24 protein-coding genes are annotated in these 25533 nt (G+C 64.3%); 10 read left to right on the top strand and 14 right to left on the bottom strand.

Annotation, left to right across the window (positions count from 1 at the left end):
- Positions 1–96 precede the first annotated feature (96 nt).
- The 3 genes from ASF77_RS06665 to ASF77_RS06655 are packed head-to-tail and all read left to right on the top strand — an operon-like array spanning position 97 to position 2514.
- Complete coding sequence (locus tag ASF77_RS06665; protein WP_056336593.1) at positions 97–567, top strand: TadE/TadG family type IV pilus assembly protein; 471 nt, start codon at positions 97–99, stop codon at positions 565–567.
- Complete coding sequence (locus tag ASF77_RS24830; RefSeq protein WP_056336590.1) at positions 564–1172, top strand: TadE/TadG family type IV pilus assembly protein; 609 nt, start codon at positions 564–566, stop codon at positions 1170–1172. Before ASF77_RS06665 ends, ASF77_RS24830 begins: the two co-directional genes overlap by 4 nt.
- A 1-nt stretch (position 1173) precedes the next feature.
- On the top strand, positions 1174–2514 hold the full coding sequence (locus ASF77_RS06655) for a vWA domain-containing protein (RefSeq protein WP_056336587.1): 1341 nt from the start codon (positions 1174–1176) through the stop codon (positions 2512–2514).
- Positions 2515–2516: 2 nt separating this feature from the next.
- Here the strand turns inward: ASF77_RS06655 and ASF77_RS06650 are convergent, their stop codons facing one another.
- The gene (locus ASF77_RS06650; protein WP_056336584.1) at positions 2517–3458 is read right to left on the bottom strand and encodes a GlxA family transcriptional regulator; all 942 of its coding nucleotides are present in this window, start codon (positions 3456–3458) and stop codon (positions 2517–2519) included.
- 21 nt (positions 3459–3479) lie between these two features.
- The gene (locus tag ASF77_RS06645; protein WP_056336582.1) at positions 3480–4382 is read right to left on the bottom strand and encodes a DMT family transporter; all 903 of its coding nucleotides are present in this window, start codon (positions 4380–4382) and stop codon (positions 3480–3482) included.
- 104 nt (positions 4383–4486) lie between these two features.
- Between ASF77_RS06645 and ASF77_RS06640 the strand changes: the two genes are divergently transcribed.
- The 3 genes from ASF77_RS06640 to ASF77_RS06630 all read left to right on the top strand — a co-directional run bounded on the left by ASF77_RS06640 (position 4487) and on the right by ASF77_RS06630 (position 6170).
- Positions 4487–4969 carry a MarR family winged helix-turn-helix transcriptional regulator gene (locus tag ASF77_RS06640; protein WP_056336579.1) on the top strand — a complete coding sequence of 161 codons (483 nt, stop codon included), beginning with the start codon at positions 4487–4489 and terminating at the stop codon, positions 4967–4969.
- Entirely contained in the window at positions 4966–5247 is a 282-nt protein-coding gene (locus ASF77_RS06635) for a hypothetical protein (protein WP_056336576.1), read from the top strand. The genes ASF77_RS06640 and ASF77_RS06635 overlap by 4 nt, the downstream gene beginning before the upstream one ends.
- 83 nt (positions 5248–5330) lie before the next feature.
- Entirely contained in the window at positions 5331–6170 is an 840-nt protein-coding gene (locus tag ASF77_RS06630) for an HDOD domain-containing protein (RefSeq protein WP_056336574.1), read from the top strand.
- 99 nt (positions 6171–6269) lie between these two features.
- Here the strand turns inward: ASF77_RS06630 and ASF77_RS06625 are convergent, their stop codons facing one another.
- The 6 genes from ASF77_RS06625 to queA all read right to left on the bottom strand — a co-directional run bounded on the left by ASF77_RS06625 (position 6270) and on the right by queA (position 13044).
- On the bottom strand, positions 6270–6890 hold the full coding sequence (locus ASF77_RS06625; RefSeq protein WP_056336571.1) for a hypothetical protein: 621 nt from the start codon (positions 6888–6890) through the stop codon (positions 6270–6272).
- Positions 6891–7262: 372 nt separating this feature from the next.
- The gene (gene secF / locus ASF77_RS06620; RefSeq protein WP_056336568.1) at positions 7263–8282 is read right to left on the bottom strand and encodes a protein translocase subunit SecF; all 1020 of its coding nucleotides are present in this window, start codon (positions 8280–8282) and stop codon (positions 7263–7265) included.
- A gap of 15 nt (positions 8283–8297) precedes the next feature.
- Positions 8298–10175, bottom strand: coding sequence for a protein translocase subunit SecD (gene secD, locus ASF77_RS06615; RefSeq protein ID WP_056336565.1), 1878 nt, complete (start codon positions 10173–10175; stop codon positions 8298–8300).
- Positions 10176–10240: 65 nt separating this feature from the next.
- Positions 10241–10573 (bottom strand): preprotein translocase subunit YajC, encoded by a 333-nt coding sequence (yajC, locus tag ASF77_RS06610; RefSeq protein WP_056336563.1) that lies wholly within the window; start codon positions 10571–10573, stop codon positions 10241–10243.
- A 300-nt stretch (positions 10574–10873) separates the two neighbouring features.
- Positions 10874–12013, bottom strand: a complete 1140-nt coding sequence (gene tgt / locus ASF77_RS06605; protein WP_056336560.1) for a tRNA guanosine(34) transglycosylase Tgt — start codon at positions 12011–12013, stop codon at positions 10874–10876.
- A gap of 5 nt (positions 12014–12018) precedes the next feature.
- Entirely contained in the window at positions 12019–13044 is a 1026-nt protein-coding gene (gene queA / locus ASF77_RS06600; RefSeq protein WP_056336557.1) for a tRNA preQ1(34) S-adenosylmethionine ribosyltransferase-isomerase QueA, read from the bottom strand.
- Between the two features lie 118 nt (positions 13045–13162).
- On the opposite strand from queA, the gene recG reads away from it, so the two are divergent.
- Positions 13163–15223 carry an ATP-dependent DNA helicase RecG gene (gene recG, locus ASF77_RS06595; protein ID WP_056336554.1) on the top strand — a complete coding sequence of 687 codons (2061 nt, stop codon included), beginning with the start codon at positions 13163–13165 and terminating at the stop codon, positions 15221–15223.
- A gap of 4 nt (positions 15224–15227) precedes the next feature.
- On the opposite strand, the gene ASF77_RS06590 is transcribed toward recG, so the two are convergent.
- From ASF77_RS06590 to ASF77_RS06570, 5 genes are all read right to left on the bottom strand, one after another.
- Positions 15228–16244 carry a hypothetical protein gene (locus ASF77_RS06590; RefSeq protein ID WP_056336550.1) on the bottom strand — a complete coding sequence of 339 codons (1017 nt, stop codon included), beginning with the start codon at positions 16242–16244 and terminating at the stop codon, positions 15228–15230.
- Positions 16245–16390: 146 nt separating this feature from the next.
- Positions 16391–16732, bottom strand: coding sequence for a hypothetical protein (locus ASF77_RS06585; protein ID WP_082493617.1), 342 nt, complete (start codon positions 16730–16732; stop codon positions 16391–16393).
- 120 nt (positions 16733–16852) lie between these two features.
- Positions 16853–17689 (bottom strand): DUF3025 domain-containing protein, encoded by an 837-nt coding sequence (locus ASF77_RS06580; protein ID WP_229445291.1) that lies wholly within the window; start codon positions 17687–17689, stop codon positions 16853–16855.
- Positions 17690–18739: a dihydroorotase gene (gene pyrC / locus ASF77_RS06575; RefSeq protein ID WP_056336548.1), complete on the bottom strand. Its 1050-nt coding sequence runs from the start codon at positions 18737–18739 to the stop codon at positions 17690–17692. It abuts the gene before it with no gap.
- Positions 18740–18856: 117 nt separating this feature from the next.
- Positions 18857–19582 (bottom strand): amino acid ABC transporter ATP-binding protein, encoded by a 726-nt coding sequence (locus tag ASF77_RS06570; RefSeq protein WP_056336545.1) that lies wholly within the window; start codon positions 19580–19582, stop codon positions 18857–18859.
- 198 nt (positions 19583–19780) lie between these two features.
- On the opposite strand from ASF77_RS06570, the gene ASF77_RS06565 reads away from it, so the two are divergent.
- The 3 genes from ASF77_RS06565 (at position 19781) to ASF77_RS06555 (ending at position 23518) form a co-directional block, all read left to right on the top strand.
- Entirely contained in the window at positions 19781–21049 is a 1269-nt protein-coding gene (locus ASF77_RS06565) for a dicarboxylate/amino acid:cation symporter (RefSeq protein WP_056336542.1), read from the top strand.
- Positions 21050–21122: 73 nt separating this feature from the next.
- Positions 21123–22406, top strand: coding sequence for an amidohydrolase family protein (locus tag ASF77_RS06560; RefSeq protein WP_056336539.1), 1284 nt, complete (start codon positions 21123–21125; stop codon positions 22404–22406).
- A gap of 32 nt (positions 22407–22438) precedes the next feature.
- Complete coding sequence (locus ASF77_RS06555) at positions 22439–23518, top strand: type II asparaginase (RefSeq protein WP_056336535.1); 1080 nt, start codon at positions 22439–22441, stop codon at positions 23516–23518.
- A 164-nt stretch (positions 23519–23682) separates the two neighbouring features.
- On the opposite strand, the gene ASF77_RS06550 is transcribed toward ASF77_RS06555, so the two are convergent.
- Entirely contained in the window at positions 23683–25530 is a 1848-nt protein-coding gene (locus ASF77_RS06550) for an ABC transporter ATP-binding protein/permease (RefSeq protein WP_056336532.1), read from the bottom strand.
- Positions 25531–25533 lie beyond the last annotated feature (3 nt).

Raw genomic sequence — 25533 nt, 5'->3', positions numbered from 1 at the left:
GAAAATCAGTAAAAACCAAACATAGCAGAATATTGCCATGTAGAATCTCGAAGAATACATTAAGCGTCGTCAAATTTACGCAAAGTTGTCATTTTCATGAGATTTAATTCGTTCAATCGTCAATCCGGCGCCACAATTGTCGAAATGGCGATTATTGCACCGGTTTTTTTGCTGATACTGCTGGCCTTGGTTGAATTCAGCCTGATGTTCTTTTCGACCCTGACGATGCAGTACGCGGTGCGCGAAGGTGCGCGTTATGCCGTGACCGGCCAGAGCAATCTCGACCCGAATACCGCCAGCCAGCAGCGCTACGCCGCCGTCATCCAGAACATCCGCGATCATTCGCTGGGCATGTACGACCGTCTGGCGCCCGTCATTTCGGTGAACGGCACCGCGTATTCGAGCAGCACCTACAGCAGCGGCATGTTTGGCGCTCCGGGCAGCCTCATCGTGCTGCAGATCGACTGCGACTGGGTCGTCACGACGCCGCTCCTCTCGGGGTTCTTCACCAATGGCAAATACCATTTTGCCGTTGCCGCCACCATGCGTAACGAGTTCTTCCCATGATCGGCCATCGTCGCCGCCAGCGCGGCCTGGCCGCCGTCGAGTTCGCCCTGCTGCTGCCGATCCTGCTGATGCTGCTGTTCGGGATGATCGACGCGGCGCGCGCACTGCAGGCCAACATCATCATCACCAACATCAGCCGTGAAGGCGCGAACCTGGTCGCGCGCGGCAATACGCAGCTCGAGACCGGCAGCCAGGAGATCATGTACGCACTGATGGCGAGCGCACCGCCGCTGAACGTGAACCAGCAAGGCATGGTCTACATCACGCGCGTGATGGGCGTGGTGAAGAGCGGCGTCGCCACCAGCGTGGTGCTCGACCAGTACCGCTGGGACGACGCCGCCCGCAATCTGGGCTACCGCAGCTCCAGCTATCAGCCCGCCAGCCGCGTCTACGGCTGCACCGCCTGGATCGGCCCCCAGTGCAGCGGGATCGGCAGCACGAGCCGTCCAACGGTCTCGACCATGAGCGGCCAGCTGGCCGACGGCGAGGTCGTGCACGTCGTCGAAACCTTCTACCGCTACGACATGCTGCTCGCGACGGCCGCGACTTCCGCCCTGAGCCTGCCCGCGCTCGGGCCCGACCTGTATTCGATGACGGTGTTCTGACATGCTTCCAAACCTCCGGCGCCAGCGCGGTGCCATCGCCATCATGACCGCCCTCGGGATGCTGGTGCTGCTGGCTGTGGTCGGCCTGGTCATCGACGGCGGCCTCGCCTATCTCGTCAAGGCGCGCCTGAACGCGGCCGTCGACTCGGCCGCCGTGGCCGCCGCGCGCGCCGTCCCGGCCGGGAATAACCAGACCGAACAGACAGCCAGCGCCCAGGCCGCTGCCGCCGAGTTCTTCGCGGCGAATATCCCGAACGGCTACATGCTCTCGCAGCCGAGACTGACCGGTACCGACGTCAGCTTCAGCGGCGGCACGGTCACCATCGACGTACGCGCCGAGGCGCCGATGCCGGTGTCGGTCATGCAGGTACTGGGATTTACGGAACTGACGCCGCGCGCCTATGCACAAACCATCCGGCGCGACCTGGACATGGCCTTCGTAGTCGATAACTCCGGTTCGCTATACGACAACCGCGTCGCGGTACGCGCCGCCGCCAAGAGTTTTCTGAACAAGTTCAACGTCACCCAGGACCGGGTGGCGCTGATCCAGTTCGGCTCCGGCGCCGAAGTCGACAACCCGATCAATACCTCGGCGCGCGGTTTCAACCGCACGTCCATGCTGAGCAAGATTGACGCCTATAGTTTTCCGGGCACCACGTCCTCCGTCGAAGGCATGTGGCACGCGCGCGACCAGCTGAACCGGATTCCCCTCGTAAACCGCTCGGCCATGCGCGTCATCGTGTTCTTTTCCGACGGCGCGCCGACCGGGTTCGGGGCCGCCCTGAACTTCAACGCGGCGGGCGATTGCAAGGATCTCGCAGGCAATCCCATTGCCGGCGTGATGAACAACGACGGCGCCGGCCTGAACCGCCTTGACGACAGTAATCCTGTGCTGATCAGCACGAAATGCGACATCTATCGCGACGGCGTCTTGTACGTCAAAAAATTGCCTGAGTTTTATAACGCGCACGACAACAAGCGTGAGTTTCCGATCGTGACCAGCTATCCGCGTCCCGTGACGGCCGACCTGAATTTGTCGAGCTATGTGCAAAACGTCGATCGCGCCTCGCGCAATCTGCCCGAAGCAGTCGCCGACAAGGCACGCGACGAAGGCATTTTCGTCTTCACGCTGGGAATGGGTAATTCCTTGAAGGTCAAGAGCGGCGTCGATAACGAAACCGGCGAAAGCCTGTTGAAATGCATGGCCAACGTGGCCGACGCACCGGCACGCTGCTACAAGCCGGAAAAGCCTGTCGGCATGTACTGCTACGCCGCGACCGAAGCCGACCTGACGCCCTGCTTCTCGCGCCTGGCATCGGCCATCCTGCGCATTTCGAAGTAAAGCTATTCGGCAAGCCTTCTCTGGCGCTCTTCGCGCGGCGTATTGCCGAACAGGGCGCCAAACGCCGTCGAAAAGTGCGACCCCGACGAAAACCCGCACATCAGCCCCACCTGCACGATCGAGTAATTCGTATCAAGCAGCAGCTGCCGCGCCCGGTTCAGGCGCAGTTCCAGGTAGTAGCGCGACGGTAAACTCCCAAGATACTGTTTAAATAGCCGCTCCAGCTGCCGCCGCGACACCCCCGCCAGCTGGGCGATCTCGTCGGTCGAGAGCGGCTCCTCGATATTCGCTTCCATCAAGGTCACCGCCTCGGTCAGCTTCGGCTGCAGGGTGCCGAAGCGCGCCTGCAGGGCGACGCGCTGGCGCTCTTCCCTGCCGCGCACGCGGTCGACGCAGAGCAGCTCTTTCACGGGCGCCTGTACGCTCGATCCGAACACGATGTCGATCAGGGTCAGCGCGAAATCGACCGAGGCGGCGCCGCCGCAGCAGGTCAGGCGGTTGCCGTCGATTTCGTAGAGGTGGGGGGTGAAGGTCGCCTGGTCGGCGCGGCTGTCGGCGTCGGCGTAGAGCGACCAGGGCAGCGCGGTGCGCACGCCGTTCAGGGCGCCGGCTTCGGCCAGCCACAGGACGCCGGCGCCGACGCCGCCCCAGAAGGGGGCGGCGCGGCAGCGTTCGACCAGGGCACGGAAGTTGGCGGGTTTTAGTCCGGCCTGCGCTTCGTCGGCGGCGAGCAGCACCAGGTGCCAGTGGCGCTGGGCGTCGCTGGTGAACTTGTCGGGGCTGCGCACGTCCACGTGCAGGCGCTCGGGGCCGAGGATTTTCGCGGCCTGGCGCAGCGGTTGTACCAGGCCCGACCAGGTCAGGGCGTCCGGTTCGCCGGCGTTCACCAGCAGGATGCGCAGCGGCCGTTCCTGCGCCAGGACGGACAGTTCAGGTTGCGGCATCGGGGCAGATTTCGAACGTCATCACTCGGGGGCAAGCGCGGCGGCGGGCCGTCTTTCGGAATTCCATTGACTGACTATCATACCGGAGATCAAGAGCAGGCCGCCCAGCCAGCCCCTGCCCGTCAAGGCTTCACCCAGCCAGAAGTAGCCGAAGAAGGCGGCCGCGGCCGGCTCGAAGGCGTAGACGACGGCCGCCTCGTTGGCCGTCGTGCGCGACTGGCCCCAGGTCTGCAGCGAGATGATGGCGGCGGTGGCGACCACCCCGAGATAAGCGAAATTCCAGCCGTGTGCGCCGATGCTGGTCATGCTCGCGCCGATCCAGGCGCTGCGGACGGCGGCCTCGCCCGGCAGCTCGCGCGCCAGCAGCCAGACCAGGGCGCACAGGGCGACGGTGCCGATTTGCGTGGCGGTGATGGTGAGCAGGCCCGTGGCGCGCCGGGTGCGCAGTTCCATCACCTTGATATACACGCCGAAGCACAGCGCGCTCATCAGGGCGAGCGAGTCGCCGGTGCCCCAGGCGCCGCCGTCCCAGCACAGGGCGGCCAGGCCCGCGATCGACATGACCAGGGCCAGGACGATGCGGCGCTCGGGCAGGCGTCCGGCCAGCACGCCCAGCAAGGGCACGACCAGCACGTTCAGGCCGCAAATAAAGGCGTTGCGGTTGGAGCTGGTCAGGGCCAGGCCCTCGACCTGGAACACGAAGCAAAAGAACAGCAACACGCCGAGGATGGCGCCGGAGCGCACGTCCGATCCTTTCGCGCGCCACAGGAAGGGAAACAGGATGACGGCCGCCAGCGCGAAGCGCACCAGGATGATCCAGACCGCCGAGAAATGGCCCGTCAGATCCTTCATGGCGGGGAAGGTCGTGCCCCAGACCAGGGTGACGAGCAGCAGGGCGAGGATGCCGTGGAGGTGGCGGGTCATGGACAATAATGGCGGATCGGCAAGAACGCGTATGGTACGCGCCTCGGCAGTAAAAGGCGAACCGGAGCCCGGGGAGCGCACGGAGACGGCTATAATCGCAGCCCATGGGGGAACGATATTTAAAGAGCGTCCGTTTATTGGCCGAATGCCTGCAAGGCTTCGAACGCTACTCGGGCGAATCGGTGCGGCATTACGGCTTGACGCATGCACAATTCGACATTATCGCCACGCTGGGCAATACACCGGGCATGAGCTACAAGGAACTCGGCGAACGCACCCTGATCACCAAGGGCACGCTGACGGGCGTCATCGAGCGCCTGGAACAGAAAGGCATCGTGCGGCGCGAGCGCAGCAGCGACGACAAGCGCTCCTTCCACGTCTGCCTGACCGAGGCCGGCGATGCCGTGTTCCGCGAAGTGTTCCCGAAAGTGATTGCTCACGGCAAGCAGTTGTTTGCCGGATTCAGTAGTGCCGAGTTCGACGAGATGGATGCGGTGTTGCGCAAGCTGCGCGAGCGCATCGGCCAGGCCGGCCGCCCGTCCCCACTCCTTTCCCCGACATCACATCAACAAAAGGAAGAATCTTGAAAACCACCCTGCTCGAAGGCATGACGCCTGCCCATTTCGACAAGCACATCATCGGCAATATCCTGCTCGAAGTCGCCCCGGTCGAGGAAGTGCGCCAGCACAAGATGCTGATCGGCGTGCGCAACGAAGCCGGCGAAATCTACCGCCTGATCGGCGCGGCCAAGATCAACAGCTTCATGAACGCCGTCGAAGAACTGGCCGACCTCGGCCTGGTCGACGAGCTGGAAGACACGGAAGAGCCGAAGGACGGCTGCGACGCCATCTTCAGCGAGCCGTAAACCGCGGCTCCTTCCGGCGTTGTAAAAGTGCCCTAAGGCAAAGTTTGCTGGGTTACGTCTGTACATGAGGGTATAATTTTTCGATGGACAGACTCGACGCCCTCAACAGTATCGCGGCCCAGGCCACCCGCGGCGAACTCAGCTTTCCGACCAATGTCGACGCCACGCTGCGCCTGCAGCAAGCCCTGAACGATCCCGAATGCCACGCCGACGCGGCGGCCCGCCTGGTGCAGGCCGAGCCGCTGCTGGCGGCGCGCACCGTCGCCATCGCCAATTCCGTAACCTATAACCGCTCCGGCAACGACGTCACCAACGTGCGCGCGGCCGTGCAGCGCGTGGGTTTCCGTACGCTGGGCGCGCTCGCGGCCAGCGTCATCGTGCGCCAGCTGAGCAGCGAAATCACCGATCCGCACTTGCGCCAGCGCGCCGACGCCCTCTGGCGCCACTCGGCCCACGTTGCCGCGCTGGCCCAGGTGATCGCGCGCCGGGTTTCCTTCGTCGATCCGGAGACGGCGATGTTCGCCGGGATCGTCCATGAAGTCGGCGGCTTTTATATGCTGTCGCAGGCGCACTTGTACCCGGGCCTGCTCGATGGCGATGGCAGTGCCGACGACTGGCTGGAACATGGCGAAGTGGCGGTCGGCCGCGGCGTGCTGCTGCGCCTGGGCGTGCCGACGCCGGTGATGGGCGCGATCGAAGCGATGTGGAACGGCATGCGCGCGCTGCCGCCGGAAACCCTGGGCGACACCCTGCTGTTGGCGAACGACCTGTCGCCGGTGGCCTCCCCCCTGCTGGAGCGGCCGGGCGCAACCACGGTTGCGGCGGCGGCCTCGATCGATTTCGCCGTGGGCGACGGCACGTTGGCGCGCGTCATGGAAGAATCGGCGCACGAAGTGCAGAGTCTGACGTCGGCCTTGTTGTAGGGTGGACGGGTCGCCGTCCACGCGTCAACCATCTCCCCTTCCGCACCCTCTCCGCTTTATTGCCGCAACGCGTGGACGGCTCAGCCGTCCACCCTACGGTCAAGCCGCGTCCAATGAGGGCAATATCCCGGATTGCTCACGCCGGGCTCGGGCGAGCACGAATGCCGCCATAAAACCGATCCCTGCGAGGCCCCATACGGCGGCCGCGACAATCTCGAAGGTATTGCGCAGTTCCGGGTTCGAGACCGCCAGGATCGGCAACAGCAAGGCGCGGATCATGCAGATGGCGGCCATCGTGGCCAGGCCAAGGCGTTGCAGCGGCGGGCGCCGAACCCAGCCGAGCACCGACGCCGCGTAATAGCCGCAGGTAGCCATGAGTGCGGCAATGACGACGCAGCTGACAGGCGCGAACCATGTTCCGGCCTTGTACGAATCGACGACGCTCGCCGGCGCATTGAAGAACACGAGCCAGGACAGGCCGGCGACCAGGGCGCCGAGATGAATCGCGACACCCGCCGATGAAACGAGGACAGCCAGTACAACCAGGATGTTTGTGATGTGCACGGTATGGATCGGGTAGCTGAGCGGTATTGACACCGATTCTATCTCGGTAGCCTGCTCCCGCCGTACAAAAAAATAACGGCTGCGCGCGAACGGATGATGGGACTTCGATCCGATGCACCAAAAAAAATGCCCGCTCAGGGAGCGGGCAAAGTCCAAAACTAGGGATGTCCTGAAAGAGACGAGTCCATATTACTTCCCGGTTCCCGCACACTCTGTGCGCCAGTTCACATTTGTGACATTTTCTCGACATTTGTGTCCGCTGGCGGAAGGGGCAAAAAAAAACCCGCTCCGAGGGGGAGCGGGTGAAGTCCAAAACTAGGGATGTCCTGAAAGAGACAGTTCCACTATACGGTTCCGCCCTCCCGCGCCTCTGTGCGATAACTCACACATGAGAAGGAAATGTCACATTCAGACAATTTCCTTTGTAAAAATCGATTAAGCGATGAAGCACAGGCGCCACGCCCGATCCCCGGAATGAAAAATGCCGCCCGTTTTGCAGCAGGGCGGCATTTTTATTGAAGCGGACGCTTAGACGACGGCGCCGTCCGTTTCGTCCTTTTCCTTGACCGGCTTGATCAGGTCTTCGCGCTTGACGCCGAACCACATGGCCAGCGCGGCGGCGACGAACACCGACGAATAGATACCGAAGCAGATACCGATCGTCAGCGCCATTGCGAAGTGGTGCAGCGACGGGCCGCCGAACAGCAGCATCGACAGCACCATCATCTGGGTCGAGGCGTGGGTGATGATCGTGCGCGAAATGGTGCTGGTGATCGCGTGGTCGATGACCTCGGTCACACTCATCTTGCGCTGCTTGCGGAAGGTTTCGCGGATCCGGTCGAAGATGACGACCGATTCATTGACCGAGTAACCAAGCACCGCGAGCACGGCCGCGAGCACCGTCAGCGAGAATTCCCACTCGAAGAAGGCGAAGAAGCCGAGGATGATGACGACGTCGTGCAGGTTCGCCAGGATGGCGGCGACGGCGAACTTCCACTCGAAACGCACGGCCAGGTAGATCACGACGCCGACCACGACCATGATCAGCGCGTTCAGGCCGTCGGTGGCCAGTTCGTCGCCGACCTGCGGGCCGACGAAGTCGACGCGCTGCAGCGTCACCAGCTCGGCGCCGGCGGCGTTGGCGCAGGTGGTGCGCGCCACTTGCTGGCCCTTTTCAAGCACGGAGATCTGCTTCGGCGTACCCGCTTCCGACGCGCAGATCGCATTGAAGGCTTCCGAGGACACGGTGGCGCCGGCAGCGGTTTTCACCGGCGGCAGGCGCAGGATGATGTCCTGGGCGGTGCCGAAGCTGGCCACCTCCGGCGCTTCATGGCCGATCCCGCGCAGCGTGGCGCGGATCTTTTCCTGGTCGGCCGCGTGCGGATAACGCAGTTCCATCACGGTGCCGCCGGTGAATTCGACCGAGAAGTGCAGGCCCTTGGTCACCAGGAAGAACACGGCGGCCACGAAGGTCAGCGCCGAGATCACGTTGAAGATCAACGCGTGGCGCATGAACGGGATGTCCCGTTTGATTTTGAAAAATTCCATGACGATTCCTAGTCTTTAATTCTTTTCAGCAGGCAGGCCTGGCTTCCAGACGGTGCCGATGGACAGCTTGGTCAGTTTCTTGCCGCGGCGGCCGTACCAGAGGTTGGCGATGCCGCGGGCGACGAACACGGCCGAGAACATCGAGGTCAGGATGCCGAGGGTGTGGACGACGGCGAAGCCGCGCACCGCGCCCGAACCGAAGATCAGCAGCGCCAGGCCGACGATCAGGGTGGTCACGTTGGAGTCGAAAATCGTGTCCCAGGCATGGCTGAAGCCGTTCGTGATCGCTTGCTGCGGCGTCGCCCCGGCACGCAGTTCCTCGCGGATGCGCTCGTTGATCAGCACGTTCGAATCGATGGCCATACCGAGCGCCAGCGCGATAGCGGCGATGCCCGGCAGGGTCAGCGTTGCCTGCAGCATCGACAGCAGGGCCAGCAGGAACATCACGTTGGCCGCCAGTGCGATCGCGCTGAAGACGCCGAACATGTGGTAGTAGACGATCATGAAGAAGGCGATCGCAGCGAAACCCCAAACCGTCGAATGCAGGCCGCGGCTGATGTTTTCGGCGCCCAGCTGCGGGCCGACCACGCGTTCCTCGATGAATTCCATCGGCGCCGACAGCGCGCCCGAACGCAGCAGCAGCGCCAGTTCGTTGGCGTCCTCGATGGTGCCGATGCCGGTGATCTGGAAGGTCGAGCCGAGTTCGCCCTGGATGGTCGGGGCCGTCGGCACCGTGTATTTGCCCTTCTCCTTCAGCAAAATCGCCATGCGCTTGCCGATGTTTTCGCGGGTGGCCAGGCGTACCTTGCGGCCGCCGTCGCCGTTCAGGTCGAGCGAGACGGCCGGCTGCTGGTTCTGGTCGAAGGTGGCGACGGCGCTGGAGATGTAGTCGCCGGTGATGATGATGTCTTTCGACACCACGACCGGGGCGCCGCGGCCTTCGGTGAACAGTTCCGAGTTCAGCGGGATGGCGGCCGACAGTTCGGTGCCCGGGGTGATGGTCGAATCGACCATGCGCATTTCCAGGGTCGCGGTGCGGCCGATGATGTCTTTCGCACGGGCCACGTCCTGCACGCCCGGCAGCTGCACGACGATGCGGTCGGCGCCCTGGCGCTGGATGACCGGCTCGGTCACGCCCAGTTCGTTGATCCGCTTGGACAGCGTGGTGATGTTCTGGTTCACGCCTTCTTCGACGGTGCGCTTGAGCGCTTCCGGCTTCAGGGTGACGAGGAGTTTCAGGTCGGTGCCGTCGGCGGCGTCGGCGAAGGCCAGATCCTGCACCTGGGCCGACAGGGCGTTGCGGGCGGCGCTGCGGGTGGCTTCGTCGCGGAAGCTGACTTCCACGGTATTGCCGCTGCGCTCGATACCGGTATGGCGCACGTTCTTGTCGCGCAGGATGCTGCGCACGCTGGCCTGGGTGCCCTTGACCTTGGTTTCCAGCACGGCCTTGGAATCGACTTGCAGCAGGAAGTGGACGCCGCCGCGCAGGTCGAGGCCGAGGTTCATCGGCAGCGCGCGCAGGGATTGCATCCAGGCCGGGGTATTCTTGACCAGGTTGACGGTGACGATGTAATCGGGGTCGGTGGCGTCGCGGTTCAGCTGGCGCTCGAGCGCGAGCTTGGCCTTGAACTGGGCATCGGTGGTGGCGAAACGCGCACGCACGGCCGTCGAGTTGCCCGAGCCTTCCAGGCTGACCTGGTTCGCGGGAACACCTTCGCGTTTCAGCACGTCCGCGACCCGGGACGTGGTCTCGCTCGTGATCTTGACTGTCGTCTTGCCGGTCGTGACCTGCAACGCCGGCGATTCGCCAAAGTAGTTAGGCGCCGTGTACAGCGCACCCAGCAGGAGCGCGACAGCGATCAGTATGTATTTCCAGACGGGATAGCGATTCATAGTGTTCCAGCGTTGGGGTATTGAAGCGGCGCGGCCCTTCTATATAGAGAGGCCGCGGCGCGGGCTTACAGGGACTTGAGCGTACCCTTCGGCAGCAGCGTGGTGACTGCGTTCTTCTGCACGACCATTTCAGTGCCGGCTGCGATTTCCAGGGTCACGTAGGCGTCTTTCACCTGCACGACGCGGCCCAGGATGCCGCCGGCGGTGACGACTTCGTCGCCCTTGGCCAGCGCGTCCATCATTGCTTTCATTTCCTTCTGGCGCTTCTGCTGCGGGCGGATCATCAGGAAATACATGACCACGAACATGATCAGCAGTGGCGCGAAGGTCGTCAGGTTGCCCATCAGGCCAGGGTCGGCAGCGGTGGTGGTTTGCGCGTACGCGGTGGAAATGAACACAAGGACTCCGATTGTGAGATAAAAAAAACAGCGCTGTATTCTAGCACCGGCGAACTGCCAGCGGCCATTCCACGGTATGTGGGAATGACATTCATAAATTGCAAGTTGGAAATTAAGGAAATTCGTTGGCGACGGCGTGCCGTAGGGTGGGCATGCCCACGCGTTGTCGCGCGTGAGAGCAAGATCGCGTGCACCGGACACGGCCGGAAATCGGCCCGCCGTTGCGAGCGCGATTTTTGTGGATTGCCGCGGCACGTACGCGTGGGCATGCCCACCCTACGGTGCACGACGGCCAGCGATTTAAATCCCGCGGGCGCGGTCGGCCGCGAACTGCAGGCGGAAGGCGTGGAACCCATCCGCATCGATCGCATCGCGCATTTCCTGCATCAGGTTCAGGTAATAGTGCAGGTTGTGGATCGTGTTCAGGCGCGCACCGAGGATCTCGTTCGAGCGGTGCAGGTGGTGCAGGTAGGCGCGCGAGAAGTTCTTGCAGCAGTAGCAGTCGCAGGATTCGTCCAGCGGCGCCGTGTCTTCCTTATAACGCGCGTTCTTGATCTTGACGTCGCCAAAGCGCGTGAACAGCCAGCCGTTACGGGCGTTCCGGGTTGGCATCACGCAGTCGAACATGTCGACGCCGTTCGCCACGCCTTCGACCAGGTCTTCCGGCGTGCCGACGCCCATCAGGTAATGCGGCTTGTTTTCCGGCAGGCGCGGGCCGACGTGGGCCAGGATGCGCTGCATGTCTTCCTTCGGCTCGCCCACCGACAGGCCGCCGATCGCCAGGCCCGGGAAGTTGATGTCTTCCAGGCCGGCCAGCGATTCGTCGCGCAGGTGCTCGTACATGCCGCCCTGGACGATGCCGAATAGCGCGTTCGGATTGCCGCCGCCGGTGAATTCGTTCATCGAGCGCTGGGCCCAGCGCAGCGACATGCGCATCGACTTCGCCGCTTCTTCGGCGGTAGCGGCGCGGCCGTCGATTTCATAAGGCGTGCATTCGTCGAACTGCATCACGATGTCCGAGTTCAGCGCGCGCTGGATCTGCATCGACACTTCCGGCGACAGGAATTTACGCGAGCCGTCGATCGGCGAGGCAAAAGTGACGCCCTCTTCCGTGATCTTGCGCATCGCGCCCAACGAGAACACCTGGAAGCCGCCCGAGTCGGTCAGGATCGGCTTGTCCCAGCCCATGAAGCCGTGCAGGCCGCCGAACTTGTTGAACACGTCGATGCCCGGGCGCAGCCACAGGTGGAAGGTGTTACCGAGGATGATCTGGGAGCCGACGGTCTTCAGTTCGACCGGATCCATCGCCTTGACGGAACCATAGGTACCGACCGGCATGAAGATCGGCGTCTCGATGGTACCGTGGTTCAGGGTCAGGCGGCCGCGGCGCGCGTGCGACAGGCCGCTGGTGTCTTTTTTAAGAAGCGTAAATTCGAGCATCGTATTTATTGACGAGATTGGGTGGTCAGCAGCATGGCGTCGCCATAGCTGAAGAAACGGTATTCGTTGGCGATCGCATGGGCATAGGCCTTGCGGATTTCGGCATAGCCGGCAAAGGCCGACACCAGCATCAGCAAGGTCGACTTCGGCAGGTGGAAATTGGTGATCAGGCGCGTGACGGTCTTGAACTTGTAGCCGGGCGTGATGAACAGGGCGGTATCGGCGCTGCCCGCGACCAGCTCGCCCGTTTGCGAGGCCGATTCCAGCGCGCGCAAACTGGTCGTGCCGACGGCGACCACATCGCGCCCGGCCGCCTTGGCGGCGCACACGGCGTCGACCGTCTCCTGCCCGATCGTGTACCACTCAGTGTGCATGTGGTGCTGCGAGAGGTCTTCCACGCGCACCGGCTGGAAGGTGCCGGCGCCGACGTGCAGGGTGACGTAGGCGAAGTTGACGCCCTTCTCTTTCAGCTTGTCGAGCAGCGGCTGATCGAAGTGCAGGCCGGCGGTCGGCGCGGCCACTGCCCCCGGCTCTTTCGAATACACGGTCTGGTAGCGCTGCTCGTCGAATTCGTCGGCCGTGTGCTCGATATACGGCGGCAGCGGCAGGCGGCCGTGGGCTTCGATCAGCTCGAAAACATCGCCCTCGAAATGCAGGGTGAAGAACTCGCCGGCGCGCTCGCCGGTGGTAACGTCAAAAGCGTCGGCCAGGCGGATGCGGTTGCCGGGCTTGGGCGACTTGGAGGCGCGCACCTGGGCCAGCACGGTACGGTTGTCCAGCACGCGTTCGACCAGGACTTCGACCTGGCCGCCGGTTTCCTTAACGCCGAAGAAGCGCGCTTTCAACACGCGCGTGTTGTTCATCACCAGCAGGTCGCCGGGCTGGAGCTGGTCGACGATGTCGGCGAAGTGGCGGTCAAGGATCTGGTCGCCATCGAGCTGCAGCAGGCGCGAGGCGCTGCGGTTCGGCAGCGGCAATTGCGCGATGCGCTCGGGCGGCAAATGGAAATCGAAGTCGGAGAGCGAGTACATAAGCAAGTGCGTTCTGTTCAATTCTGGGAAAATGAGTGCTGGCGCCCTTACAATATGGCCCCAAATGCGTACGGCGAACCCTCTATTTTACGCTGTTGCACGCCAAACTGCTGTATCTATGCCCGCTCCCAAGACGCCACCCGCCCCGAAAACGACACAAACCAAGCTCGCCAAGCTCGGCCTGCGCAGCGACATGGACTTGATCCTGCACCTGCCGCTGCGCTACGAGGACGAGACCAAGATCGTGCCGATCCGCGAGGCCTGCCTGCGCGGCGGCCATGTGTCGCAGGTCGAGGGCGTCGTGATCAAGAACGAGATCGCCCTGAAACCGCGGCGCCAGCTGCTCGTCACCATCGCCGACGACAGCGGCGAGCTGCTGCTGCGCTTCATGAATTTCTACGGCAGCCAGGTAAAACAGCTGGCTGAAGGCGTGCGCGTGCGTGCCCGTACCGAGATCAAGCACGGCTTCTTCGGCGCCGAGATGGTGCACCCGACCTATAAAGTGGTGAACGAGAACGCGCCCTTGCCGACCTCGCTCACGCCCGTGTATCCGTCGGGCGAAGGCCTGTCGCAGCCGATCCTGCGCCGCGCGATCGCGGAAGCGATGCGGCGCGTGAACTGGGTCGACACCGTGCCGGCCGCGATCCGCCGCCAGATGGGCCTGATCGACTTCGAACCGGCCGTCAAACTGCTGCACTATCCACCCGTCGACGTGGACGAATACGCGCTGATGGAAAAGTCGCATCCGGCCTGGACGCGCATGAAGTTCGACGAACTGCTGGCGCAGCAACTGTCCCTGAAACGGGCCCAGCGCGCACGGCGCGACAAGGGCGCGCCCCAGTTGCGCGCGCTTGGCCGGATGACCGAAGGTTTGCTGGGTGTGCTGCCCTTTAGCCTGACCGGCGCCCAGCAACGTGTGCTGCAGGAGATCCGCGCCGACCTGCGCGAAGGCTATCCGATGCAGCGCCTGCTGCAGGGCGACGTCGGCAGCGGCAAGACGGTGGTGGCCGCGCTGGCCGCGGCGCAGGCGATCGACTCCGGCTACCAGGCCGCGCTGATGGCGCCGACCGAGATCCTGGCCGAACAGCATTTCAGGAAGATCGCGGCCTGGATGGAACCGCTCGGCGTGAAGGTCGCGTGGCTGACGGGCAGCTTGAAGAAGAAGGACAAGGTGGCGGCCAGCGAGATGGTCGAATCGGGCGAAGCGCGGCTCGTGATCGGCACCCACGCGCTGATCCAGGACACGGTGCAGTTCGCCAAGCTGGGCCTGGTGATCGTCGACGAGCAGCACCGCTTCGGCGTCGGCCAGCGCCTCACCCTGCGCAACAAGGGCAGCGAGGGCCTGGTGCCGCACCAGTTGATGATGTCGGCCACGCCGATCCCGCGCACGCTGGCCATGACGTATTACGCCGACCTGGAAGTGTCGGTGATCGACGAACTGCCGCCCGGCCGCAGCCCGATCGTCACCCGCGCCATCGACCAGAACCGAAGGGACGAGGTCATCGAGCGCGTGCACGCGGCCGCGCTCGAAGGACGGCAGGTGTACTGGGTCTGTCCGCTCATCGAAGAGTCGGAGGCGCTGCAGCTGCAGACGGCGACCGAGACCTACGAGACCCTGGCCGAAGCTCTGCCCGACCTGCAGGTGGGGCTGGTGCATGGCCGCATGAAGCCGGCCGAGAAACAGGCCGTGATGGATGCGTTCACCGCGCGCGAGGTGCACGTGCTGGTGGCGACCACCGTCATCGAAGTCGGGGTCGACGTGCCGAATGCCTCGCTGATGGTGATCGAGCACGCCGAGCGTTTCGGCCTGTCGCAGCTGCATCAGCTGCGCGGGCGCGTCGGGCGCGGTTCGGCGGCCAGCGTCTGCCTGCTGCTGTACCAAAGCCCGCTCGGCCAGGTGGCCAAGCAGCGGCTGCTGACGATGCGCGAGACCACCGACGGTTTTGAAATTGCGCGGCGCGACCTGGAGATCCGCGGGCCGGGCGAATTTTTGGGGGCGCGCCAGTCGGGCCAGGCCATGCTGCGCTTCGCCGATCTCGAGACCGACCAGTGGCTGGTCGAACATGCGCGCGACATCGCCGCCAGCCTGCTCGAAAGCGAGGTCGGGCCGAACGTGGAGATCGTCGATGCGCACCTGGCGCGCTGGCTCGGCGGGCGCGAAGAGTTTTTGAAGGTGTGAGCTCTTAGCGTTGTGCGCGCAGGATCACGATGCCATCCGTTCTCACACCGCTTTTGCTGCGCTCGAGGATATCGACCTCGAGCGCGATCTTGATCGCCAGGTATTCCGAGTTCGGGCCGAAGAAGGAGCCCGACGCGGCATACCCTTCGCTCGCCTTGCGCGCCACGTCATAGTAGGGATAACGGCAGGTGACCGGCTTGCAGTTCACGATCCGGTTTCCCTCCCGGATGCCGTGGCGCAGCCGGAACAGCTTGTGCACTTCAACGCGCGGATCGTCGCCGTCGTCGAGGTTGTTTTTCAAGGGGATCTCATACGTGCGCACTTTGCCCTGGATCTCGATATTGAACGTCAGCGTCCCTTGCAGATCCGGCAGCGTCGCGATGCTCACCTGCGCATTGGTGATCGGCGCCGGCTTGTGCTTGTTGTCGTCGCCCCGCATTCCGCCCAGTCCGCCCGAGAGGAAGGACTGGCTCGGCGCGGACTGGACGTAGCGCATCTGCGCTGCGGGAAACGGAGAGAAGCGGCTCTGCAAGGCGTCCATCTGTAACTGGACTGCCGCCGGCGCGCCTTCCCTGCGCATGATCTCCGCGAAATTCAACTGGAAGTGACGGACGATGAAATCGTAGGATTCGTAACCGACCGCCACGGCGCCCGTCTGGGGATTGCGCCCCCACCACAGGCCGCTCGGCCCCTCGACCTTACCGACCTCCGTCCACTCGGCGGGACGAATATTGCGCGTCACATCGTCGACGCGCTCGATACCCGTGAGCACCCCATTCCGGAATGCCGCCCGATACCGGTCGACGTACATTCCGCGCTGACGGGCAGAATAGAGCACGGACACCCCGCACAGCGTCTTGTCGGAGAGCTTGCCGTCCGCATCCGTGTACGACCAGAACGGGGCCTTGCAGGGCGGCGCCGTGGTGGTGGCGGGAACGAGCATCGGCGTGCGCTGCGCGCCCGACTGGGGGCTGGCGTGGGCGTTGGCGGCAAACAGGGGCAGCAGCGCGAGCGCCAGCATAGGGAATCGTTTCATCGGCGGTTCGTTATCGTCAGTGTTGGTTGATTAACGATAACAAATATACATCAGTCGCCGAACCGGGGCGCATGCATGGGTTCGTAGGGTGGGCGGGTCACCCGCCCACCCTACGGGTCAAGCACGCGGCATCACTCGACTTTCGTCAGCTCCACCCCATCGACCGTCATCTTCCACGTGTCGCCCACGCGATGCGGCGGCTTGCTGACGACGAAGGTCGAGCGCACCAGCATGACGCCGACGTCGAAGTTATCGCCATTAAAACCCTGCAGGTCGACGCTGAGATCCATCTGCTTGCCGGGGCGGTTGCGCATGTACTTGACCTTGCCGTCCTTGGCCATCTGGATGCGCATGTCCTTGCCCTGCCAGTCGCCGACATAGGCCATCTTGTCGGCAGGGACGGGAACCGGCGCCGCGTGGGCGGCGAACGGCAGCAGGCAGGCGGCCAGGACGGCGGCGCGAAGGAAGTGCATGGTCAAGCTCCAGGAAGGCGAAGGGAATCGGAACAGCGGCTCCGAGTATTCGCCCCCATGATAGGATGTCAACATACAGACGCGAGGTAAACGCCACGCCGCGTTGCGGATTCACCGCAGCTAGGCGGCCCGTTTCGGACGGAAGACGCTCGCGTCCAGATAAAAGGCCCGATCCTGATCCGGCCACCAGCCCGGCACGCCGAGCACCGGCAGCGGGGTGAAGCCCGCGGTCGCCAGGCCCTCGTCGCGCAGCGTCCGTGCCACCGTGGCGTCAAGCCAGGCCCGCCGGGCAGCGGCGTCGAGCCCGAAGTACTCGTCCGCGGCGAACACGATGCGCACGTGCGCCGTGATCGCCTTGCGCGGCGCAACGAGCTTTTCCATCAGCGCGTGCCCGAACAGCCACAACTCGGCATCAGGGCCGAACATGGCGCGCTTTTCGAACAGCGCGGCTTCCCAGCAGTGGGCGCGCAGTTCGTCAACCAGTTCGCGCCCCTCGCTCGATGCGCGCACCACCAGCAGCGCCGCGTTCTCATCGAAAATGGTGGCGGCGTCGCGCGCCGGGCCACGCGCCTTGCTGCCGCCGGACGCTTCGATCTGCGCCGCCTGCAGGGCGTTCAGTTCGCGCTTGATAGACGGGAAGGTCTGCCACACAAGGCCATTGAAGAAGTCATGCAGGTTGTCGCGCGTCGGGACATTGCCGGTGGCGCTGATGAACGCTTCATACGCCGTCCCTTCGGGCAGTGACTCCTGCGGCACAAAGGCGAGCGGCAGGCCGCGGTGGTTGCGCAGCGCCAGCAGCGCGGCCTGGCGGTTGAAGGCGCCGGCGAACTCCCCGTCCTCCAGCCCGAGGGCATCGAAGGCCGGGCGCACGGCGTCATACCATGGCCGCGACCAGTCGATCAGCGCAAGGTCGGACAATTGCGCGGACAACTGCGCGGACAACTGCGCCGACGCCACTTAGACCATCTTCCAGTCGATGCGCTCGCCCGCATTGAGCGGCACCAGCTGGTGCTCTCCCATCGGCACGGTGGCCGGCAGCGTCCACGATTCGCGCGTCAGGGTGACCGTGCCTTCGTTCCTCGGCATGCCGTAGAAGGCGGGGCCGTTGAAGCTGGCGAAGGCTTCCAGTTTATCGAGCGCGCCGGCGTCGGCGAAGGCTTGCGTGTACAGCTCCATCGCGTGCAGCGCCGTGTAGCAGCCGGCGCAGCCGCAGCTCGACTCTTTCGCGCCGACCGCGTGCGGGGCCGAGTCGGTGCCGAGGAAGAAGCGCTCGTCGCCGCTGGTGGCGGCCGTCACCAGCGCCAAGCGGTGTTCTTCGCGTTTCAGCACCGGCAGGCAGTAATAGTGCGGCCGGATCCCGCCTTTGAAAATCTCGTTGCGGTTGTAGAGCAGGTGGTGCGCGGTGATCGTCGCGGCGATCGGGCCTTCGGCCTCGGCCACGTACTGGGCCGCATCTTTCGTCGTGATGTGTTCGAAGACGATGGACAGGGCCGGCAGGTCGCGGCGCAGCGGGCGCATCACGCGTTCGATGAAGACGGCTTCGCGGTCGAACAGGTCGATGTCGTGGTCGGTCACTTCGCCGTGCACCAGCAGCGGCATGCCCACTTCCTGCATCACTTCCAGCACCTTGTAGCAGTTGCGCAGGTCGGTCACGCCGGCATCCGAATTGGTGGTGGCGCCGGCCGGGTAGAGCTTGACCGCGTGGATGAAACCGCTGTCCATCGCGCGCCGGATCTCATCCGGATCGGTGTTGTTAGTCAGATAAAGCGTCATCAGCGGCTCGAACTGCATCCCCTCCGGCAGCGCTGCCAGGATGCGCTCGCGGTAGGCCGCGGCGGCAGCGGTCGTCGTGACTGGCGGCTTCAGGTTCGGCATCACGATCGCACGCGCGAACTGGCGCGCCGTATGCGGCAGCACGCTGGCCAGCGCCGCGCCGTCGCGCAGGTGCAGGTGCCAGTCGTCTGGACGGGTGATGGTGATGGATTGCGGGATCTCGATGGTGGACATGGCGGCTCTCGGATTGCGGGACGGCGTCATTTTACCTGTATAGGGAATGGCGCGCCGCGCCCGCCGTCGCCGGCGACAACCCATGATCAGGATGGCAATACGCCAGGCGCCCGGCCCTTAATGGATGATCTTGGCCAGGAACTCGCGCGCCCGCTCCGAGCGAGGGGCGCTGAAGAAGGCGTCCTTCGGGCTGTCCTCGACGATGCGGCCGTGGTCCATGAAGACGATGCGGTCGGCCACCTTGCGCGCAAAACCCATTTCGTGGGTAACGACCATCATCGTCATGCCGTCCTGGGCCAGTGTCACCATCACCTCCAGCACTTCGCCGATCATTTCCGGATCGAGGGCGGAAGTCGGCTCGTCGAACAACATCGCCACCGGATCCATGGCCAGCGCGCGCGCGATCGCCACGCGCTGCTGCTGGCCGCCGGAGAGCTGGGCCGGGAACTTGTCCTTGTGCGCCAGCAGGCCGACCCGATCCAGATAGCGCAGGCCGCGCTCGATCGCCTCGCCCTTCGCGCGCCCGAGCACGCGCACCTGCGCCAGCGTCAGGTTTTCCGTGACCGACAGGTGCGGGAACAGTTCGAAGTTCTGGAACACCATGCCGATCTTCGCGCGCAGCTTGGGCAGATCGGTCTTGCGGTCGGTGACCAGCACGCCGTCGACGCGGATCGCGCCCGCCTGCACCGGCTCCAGGCCGTTGACGGTCTTGATCAGCGTCGACTTGCCGGAACCGGACGGGCCGCACACCACCACCACGTCGCCGCGGGCCACCCGGGTGCTGCAATCGGCGAGCACCTGGAAGTCGCCGTACCATTTGCTGACCTTGTCGATTTCAATCATTTTTTTATCATTCCTGCCACACCTTTGACCGTGCTTGACAGCACTAACAGCCCCTAGGATACTGCGGAACTTGCCAAGATACTCAGAACGATCCCTCGTTCGCACGCAGAACCACCCTTATTATCCAGCCAGGCTGCCCACGACCACGAATCCGGGCAGGCCAGGCCGAACGCGCAGGCCGACTACAGGAAGCAGTCCATGAACAATCGAAACCGTCTCACCACTTATATCCTGATCGGCCTCGCGCTGGGGATCGTCGTCGGCTACTTCGTCAACGTGAACGCCGCGAATCCCGCCGGCTTCGCCGACACGATGTCGCTGGTGACGACGCTCTTCCTCCGCCTGATCAAGATGATCATCGCACCGCTGGTCTTCGCGACCCTGGTGGTCGGCATCGCGCGCATGGGCGACGCCAAGGAAGTGGGCCGCATCGGCGTCAAGGCGCTGGGCTGGTTCGTGATCGCCTCCGTCATCTCGCTGTCGCTGGGCCTGATCCTGGTGAACCTGTTCCGTCCGGGCGACGCGATGGCCCTGGCCGGCAACCTGCCGCCGGTCGGCACCTCGTCGGGCATCACCACCACCGGCCTGACCCTGAAGGAATTCATCACCCACCTGGTGCCGTCCTCGATCGCCGACGGCATGGCCAAGAACGAGATCCTGCAGATCGTCGTGTTCTCGCTGTTCTTCGGCACCGCCGCCGCCGCGGTCGGCGCGCGCGCCACGCCGATGATCGACGCCATCGACGGCGTCGCCCACGTCATGCTGAAAGTGACCGGCTACGTGATGAACTTCGCGCCGATCGCGGTGTTCGCGGCGGTGGCCGGCATCGTCGCCAAGAGCGGCTTGGGCGTGCTGCAAACCTACGGCATCTTCATGGCCGAGTTCTACCTCGGCATCGTGCTGCTGTGGGTGATCCTGATCGGCATCGGCATGGCCTTCCTCGGCCCGCGCGTGCTGCGCCTGATCGGCCTGCTGAAGGAACCGACCCTGCTGGCCTTCTCGACCGCTTCGTCGGAAGCGGCCTTCCCGAAAACCCTGGAAGGCCTCGAGAAATTCGGCGTCAAGAACCGCCTGGCCGCCTTCGTCCTGCCGATCGGTTACTCGTTCAACCTCGACGGCTCGATGATGTACTGCACCTTCGCCGCCGTCTTCATCGCCCAGGCCTACGGCATCGACCTGCCGATGTCGACCCAGATCATGATGATGCTGGTGCTGATGCTGACCTCGAAGGGCATGGCCGGCGTGCCGCGCGCTTCGCTGGTCGTGATCGCCGCCACGCTGGCCCAGTTCAACATCCCGGAAGCGGGCCTGCTGCTCCTGCTGGGCATCGACCACTTCCTCGACATGGCGCGTTCGGCCACCAACGTGATCGGCAACGGCATCGCCACCGCCGTCGTCGCGAAATGGGAGGGCGACCTCGAGGAGCCGGTGCCGCACAAGGACGTCGCGACTTCGCCGCTGCGCTAATCAGCAACAAGGACACACGGGGCCTTCCAGCGATGGGAGGCCTTTTTTTATAAACAAGCATGGAGACAAGAAGATGAAACAGCTCGTCGCGGCAGGAATGCTGCTTGCACTGAACGGCGCCCACGCCGCTACCCAGACCGTCGATTGCGGCCGCCTGCTCGACGTGAAAAGCGGCACCTGGCGCGAGCGCGTCAGCATCGTGATCGAAGACGGCACCATCAAGTCGATCGGCCCCACGACGCCTGGGGCCGGCCACATCGACCTGTCGAAGCAATCCTGCCTGCCCGGCCTGATCGACATGCACGTGCACCTGACCGGCGAGACCGCGCCGGCCGTCGAGGCCTACCGCGACCGCCTCACCGCCGACCCGGCCGACCTGGCCTACCGTTCGGTCAAGTATGCCGAGCGCACCCTGATGGCGGGTTTTACCACGGTGCGCGACCTGGGCGCCGAGCAGGCGCTGAACGTGTCCTTGAAACGCGCGATCGCGGCGGGCGCCATTCCCGGCCCGCGCATGTTCACGGCCGGTAAATCGATCGCCACCACCGGCGGCCATGCCGACCCGACCAACAACCTGTCGCACTTCCTGGGCGAAGCCATCGGCACGCCGGGCCCGAGCGAAGGCGTGATCGACAGTCCCGAAGGCGGCAGGCAAGCCGTGCGCGCCCGCTACAAGGAAGGCGCCGACCTGATCAAGATCACCGCCACCGGCGGCGTGCTGAGCCAGGCGCCGAACGGCCAGAACTCGCAGTACACCGAGGACGAACTGCGCGCCATCGTCAGCACCGCCAAGGACTATGGCTTCCGCGTGGCCGCGCACGCGCACGGCGCCGAAGGCATGAAGCGCGCGCTGCGCGCCGGCGTCGACTCGATCGAGCACGGTACCCTGATGGACGACGAGACCGTGGCCCTGTTCAAGAAGACCGGCCACTGGTACGTGCCGACCATTTCGGCCGGCCGCTACGTCGCCGACAAGGCCAAGGATCCATCGTACTACTCGGCCCTCGTGCGTCCGAAGGCCGCCGCCATCGGCCCGCAGCTGCAGGCGACCTTCGCGCGCGCGCACAAGGCCGGCGTGAAGATCGCCTTCGGCACCGACGCCGGCGTGTTCCCGCACGGCGAGAACGCCAAGGAGTTCGGCTACATGGTCGAAGCGGGCATGAGCCCGATCGATGCGATCCGCGCCGCGACCGTCAACGCCGCCGCGCTGCTCGACCAGCCGCAGCGCCTGGGCATGGTCGCGCCGGGCTTCGCGGCCGACATCGTCGCGGTCGAGGGCGACCCGCTGCGCGACGTCAAGTTGCTCGAACAAGTCAAGTTTGTAATGAAGGACGGCGTCGTCTACAAGAAGCTGTAAGGCGCCCTAGTTTTTAGTTGAAGGAGAAGTCCATGCTGTTCCAGAAAACCGCCCGCTCGGCTGCTGCGCTGTTCGGGTTCCTGTTCTGCCTCTCGCTGGCAGCGCAGGCCCAGACGTCGACACTGCCGAACGTGACCATCCTCGCCACCGGCGGCACGATCGCCGGCACCGGCGCCACCAGCACCACCACGGTCGGCTACACGGCGGCCACGGTCGGCATCCAGACGCTGATCCAGGCCGTGCCCGAAATGACGAAGATCGCCAACGTCAGCGGCGAGCAGGTGTTCCAGATCGCCAGCGAGAACATGGGCAACGAGCACTGGCTGCTTCTCGCCAAGCGCGTCAACACCCTGCTGGCGCAGCCGACCGTCGACGGCATCGTCATCACCCACGGCACCGACACGCTGGAAGAGACGGCATATTTCTTGAACCTGGTCGTCAAGAGCAGGAAGCCGGTGGTGGTGGTCGGCTCGATGCGTCCGTCGACGGCATTGTCGGCGGACGGCCCGATCAACCTGTACAACGCGGTGATGCTGGCCGGTTCGCAGGAGGCCATCGGCCGCGGCGTGCTGGTCGCGATGAACGACCAGATCAACGGCGCGCGCGATGTCACCAAGTCGAACACGACGACCACCGACACCTTCAAGGCGTCGGAACTGGGCATGCTGGGCTACATCCAGGGCGGCAAGCCGTATTTCTATCGCACGGCGACGCGCAAGCATACGGTGGAGACGGAGTTCGACGTGATGAACCTGTCGACCCTGCCGCAAGTGGAGATCGCGTACGCGCATGCGAACGTGGGGCCGGTCGCGGTCGAGGCGCTGGTGGCATCGGGTGCCAAGGGCTTGATCCACGCGGGTGTCGGCAACGGCTCGCTGCCGGCCAAGGTGCGTCCGGCGCTCTCCGCCGCGCGTAAGAAGGGCGTGCTGATCGTGAGGTCAAGCAGGGTCGGCCAGGGCATCGTGGCGCGGAATGGCGAGGCGAACGACGACGAGCTGGACTTCGTGGCGGGGGATAATCTGTCGCCGCAGAAGGCGCGTATCCTGCTGATGCTGGCGCTGACCAAGACGACCAATACGCGGGATATTCAGAAGATGTTTTCGACGTATTGATGCGTGCAGGGCGTTGTGGCGTGGGATGCTAGCGGCGCTTTGAATCCCACGTGGGCACGGGGCGCCCACCCTACGGGACACGTTAACGATTCGTAGGGGTGGGCGTGGCCAATGGCCTCGCCCACGGCCTTACCGGGCGCTCCGTGCCCACGCGGATTCCCGCTTCACTCCCCCTGCAACTCCAGCGGCGGACTCGCCAATTCCTCATCCGGCCGCGCCTGCTGCCGTTCCCACATCTGCGCATATAAACCCTGCGCCGCCAACAAGCTGCCGTGCGTACCGCGCTCGACGATCCTGCCGTGGTCGAGCACGATGATCTGCTGTGCGTCGGCGATGGTCGACAGGCGGTGCGCGATCACCAGTGTGGTGCGATTCCGGGCGATCTCCTTCAACTGCGCCTGGATTGCCTGTTCCGACTTCGAATCGAGCGCGGAGGTGGCCTCGTCGAAAATCAGGATCGCCGGATTCTTCAGCAGGGTGCGGGCGATCGCCACGCGCTGCTTCTCCCCGCCCGATAATTTCAAACCGCGCTCGCCCACCATCGTTCCGTACCCGTCCGGCAGGCTCTCGATGAAGTCGTGGATCGAGGCGGCGCGCGCGGCGGCGACGATGTCGTCCTTGCTCGCGCCGGGCCGGCCATAGGCGATGTTGTATTCGATGGTGTCGTTGAACAGCACCGTATCCTGCGGCACGATGCCGATCGCCGATCGCAGCGAGGCTTGGGTGACGCTGCGGATGTCCTGGCCGTCGATGCTGATCGACCCCTTGTTCACGTCGTAGAAGCGGAACAGCAGCCGCGACAGGGTCGATTTACCGGAACCGCTGTGGCCCACCACGGCGGTGGTGGTGCCGGCCGGGATGGTGAAATCGACGTCGAACAGGATCTGGCGCTTCGCCTCGTAGCTGAACTCGACATGCGAGAAGGCGACGCTGGCGCCTCGGGTGGCCAGCGGCTGCGCGTCCTTCGAATCCGCCACTTCGCGGTTCTGGTCGAGCAGGCCGAACAAACGTTCCATGTCGGCCAGCGCCTGCTTGATTTCGCGGTAGATCACGCCCAGGAAGTTCAGCGGGATGTACAGCTGGATCATGAACGAGTTCACCAGCACCAGGTCGCCCAGGGTCATGGTGCCGGCGATGACGCCTTCGGTGGCGCGCCACAGGATCAGCGTCACGGCGGTCGCGATGATCAGCGACTGGCCGGTGTTCAGCACCGACAGCGAGGTCTGCGAGCGCACCGCCGCGTTCTCGTAGCTTTGCAGACCCTGGTCGTAGCGCTTGGCTTCGTAGTCCTCGTTGCCGAAGTATTTCACCGTCTCGTAGTTGATCAGCGAGTCGATGGCCTTGGTGTTGGCTTTCGAATCGAGGTCGTTCATCGTGCGCCGGAAGTGGGTGCGCCATTCGGTGACGACGACCGTAAACGTGATGTAGGCGGCCAGCGCCACCGCGGTGATGATCGAGAACCACTTGTCGTAGTTGATCACCAGGTAGCCGAGCACCAGCGTGATCTCGACCAGGGTCGGCAGCACGTTGAAGAGCGAGTAGGAGATCAGCGAATTCACGCCGCGCGTGCCGCGCTCGATATCGCGCGTCATGCCACCGGTTTGGCGGTTCAGGTGAAAGCGCAGCGACAGCGCATGCAGGTGCCTGAACACTTTCAGGGCGATCGTGCGCACGGCGCGCTGGGTGACGCGCGCGAACAGGAACTCGCGCAGTTCCGTGAACACCGTGGTCGACAGGCGTAGCAGGCCGTAGGCCACCAGCGCGCCCAGCGGCAGCACCAGCAGCGCCTGCGGGTGGGCCGGGTCGATGGCAAGCTGGTCGATCAATGTTTTCAGCACCAGCGGCACGCCGACGTTGGCCATCTTGGCGCCGATCAGCGCGCCCAGTGCGGCAATTACGCGCCATTTGTAGACCCACAGGTAGGGGAACAGGGTTTTCAGGGTTGCCCAGTCGGTACGCTGCCGGTCTTTGCTGTCAGGCGGTGAGAGGGAACTAGGTGAAGAGCGTCGCATGGC

It is taken from the genome of Massilia sp. Leaf139, assembly GCF_001424165.1.
Classification (GTDB): domain Bacteria; phylum Pseudomonadota; class Gammaproteobacteria; order Burkholderiales; family Burkholderiaceae_D; genus Telluria.
This window is presented reverse-complemented; position numbering and strand designations above follow the sequence as displayed.

Coding starts and splice junctions, on each gene's coding strand:
- ASF77_RS06665 (WP_056336593.1), top strand. CDS start 97: ATGAGATTTAATTCGTTCAATCGTCAATCCGGCGCCACAATTGTCGAA.
- ASF77_RS24830 (WP_056336590.1), top strand. CDS start 564: ATGATCGGCCATCGTCGCCGCCAGCGCGGCCTGGCCGCCGTCGAGTTC.
- ASF77_RS06655 (WP_056336587.1), top strand. CDS start 1,174: ATGCTTCCAAACCTCCGGCGCCAGCGCGGTGCCATCGCCATCATGACC.
- ASF77_RS06650 (WP_056336584.1), bottom strand. CDS start 3,458: ATGCCGCAACCTGAACTGTCCGTCCTGGCGCAGGAACGGCCGCTGCGC.
- ASF77_RS06645 (WP_056336582.1), bottom strand. CDS start 4,382: ATGACCCGCCACCTCCACGGCATCCTCGCCCTGCTGCTCGTCACCCTG.
- ASF77_RS06640 (WP_056336579.1), top strand. CDS start 4,487: ATGGGGGAACGATATTTAAAGAGCGTCCGTTTATTGGCCGAATGCCTG.
- ASF77_RS06630 (WP_056336574.1), top strand. CDS start 5,331: ATGGACAGACTCGACGCCCTCAACAGTATCGCGGCCCAGGCCACCCGC.
- secF (WP_056336568.1), bottom strand. CDS start 8,282: ATGGAATTTTTCAAAATCAAACGGGACATCCCGTTCATGCGCCACGCG.
- secD (WP_056336565.1), bottom strand. CDS start 10,175: ATGAATCGCTATCCCGTCTGGAAATACATACTGATCGCTGTCGCGCTC.
- tgt (WP_056336560.1), bottom strand. CDS start 12,013: ATGCTCGAATTTACGCTTCTTAAAAAAGACACCAGCGGCCTGTCGCAC.
- queA (WP_056336557.1), bottom strand. CDS start 13,044: ATGTACTCGCTCTCCGACTTCGATTTCCATTTGCCGCCCGAGCGCATC.
- recG (WP_056336554.1), top strand. CDS start 13,163: ATGCCCGCTCCCAAGACGCCACCCGCCCCGAAAACGACACAAACCAAG.
- ASF77_RS06590 (WP_056336550.1), bottom strand. CDS start 16,244: ATGCTGGCGCTCGCGCTGCTGCCCCTGTTTGCCGCCAACGCCCACGCC.
- ASF77_RS06585 (WP_082493617.1), bottom strand. CDS start 16,732: ATGCACTTCCTTCGCGCCGCCGTCCTGGCCGCCTGCCTGCTGCCGTTC.
- pyrC (WP_056336548.1), bottom strand. CDS start 18,739: ATGTCCACCATCGAGATCCCGCAATCCATCACCATCACCCGTCCAGAC.
- ASF77_RS06570 (WP_056336545.1), bottom strand. CDS start 19,582: ATGATTGAAATCGACAAGGTCAGCAAATGGTACGGCGACTTCCAGGTG.
- ASF77_RS06565 (WP_056336542.1), top strand. CDS start 19,781: ATGAACAATCGAAACCGTCTCACCACTTATATCCTGATCGGCCTCGCG.
- ASF77_RS06560 (WP_056336539.1), top strand. CDS start 21,123: ATGAAACAGCTCGTCGCGGCAGGAATGCTGCTTGCACTGAACGGCGCC.
- ASF77_RS06555 (WP_056336535.1), top strand. CDS start 22,439: ATGCTGTTCCAGAAAACCGCCCGCTCGGCTGCTGCGCTGTTCGGGTTC.
- ASF77_RS06550 (WP_056336532.1), bottom strand. CDS start 25,530: ATGCGACGCTCTTCACCTAGTTCCCTCTCACCGCCTGACAGCAAAGAC.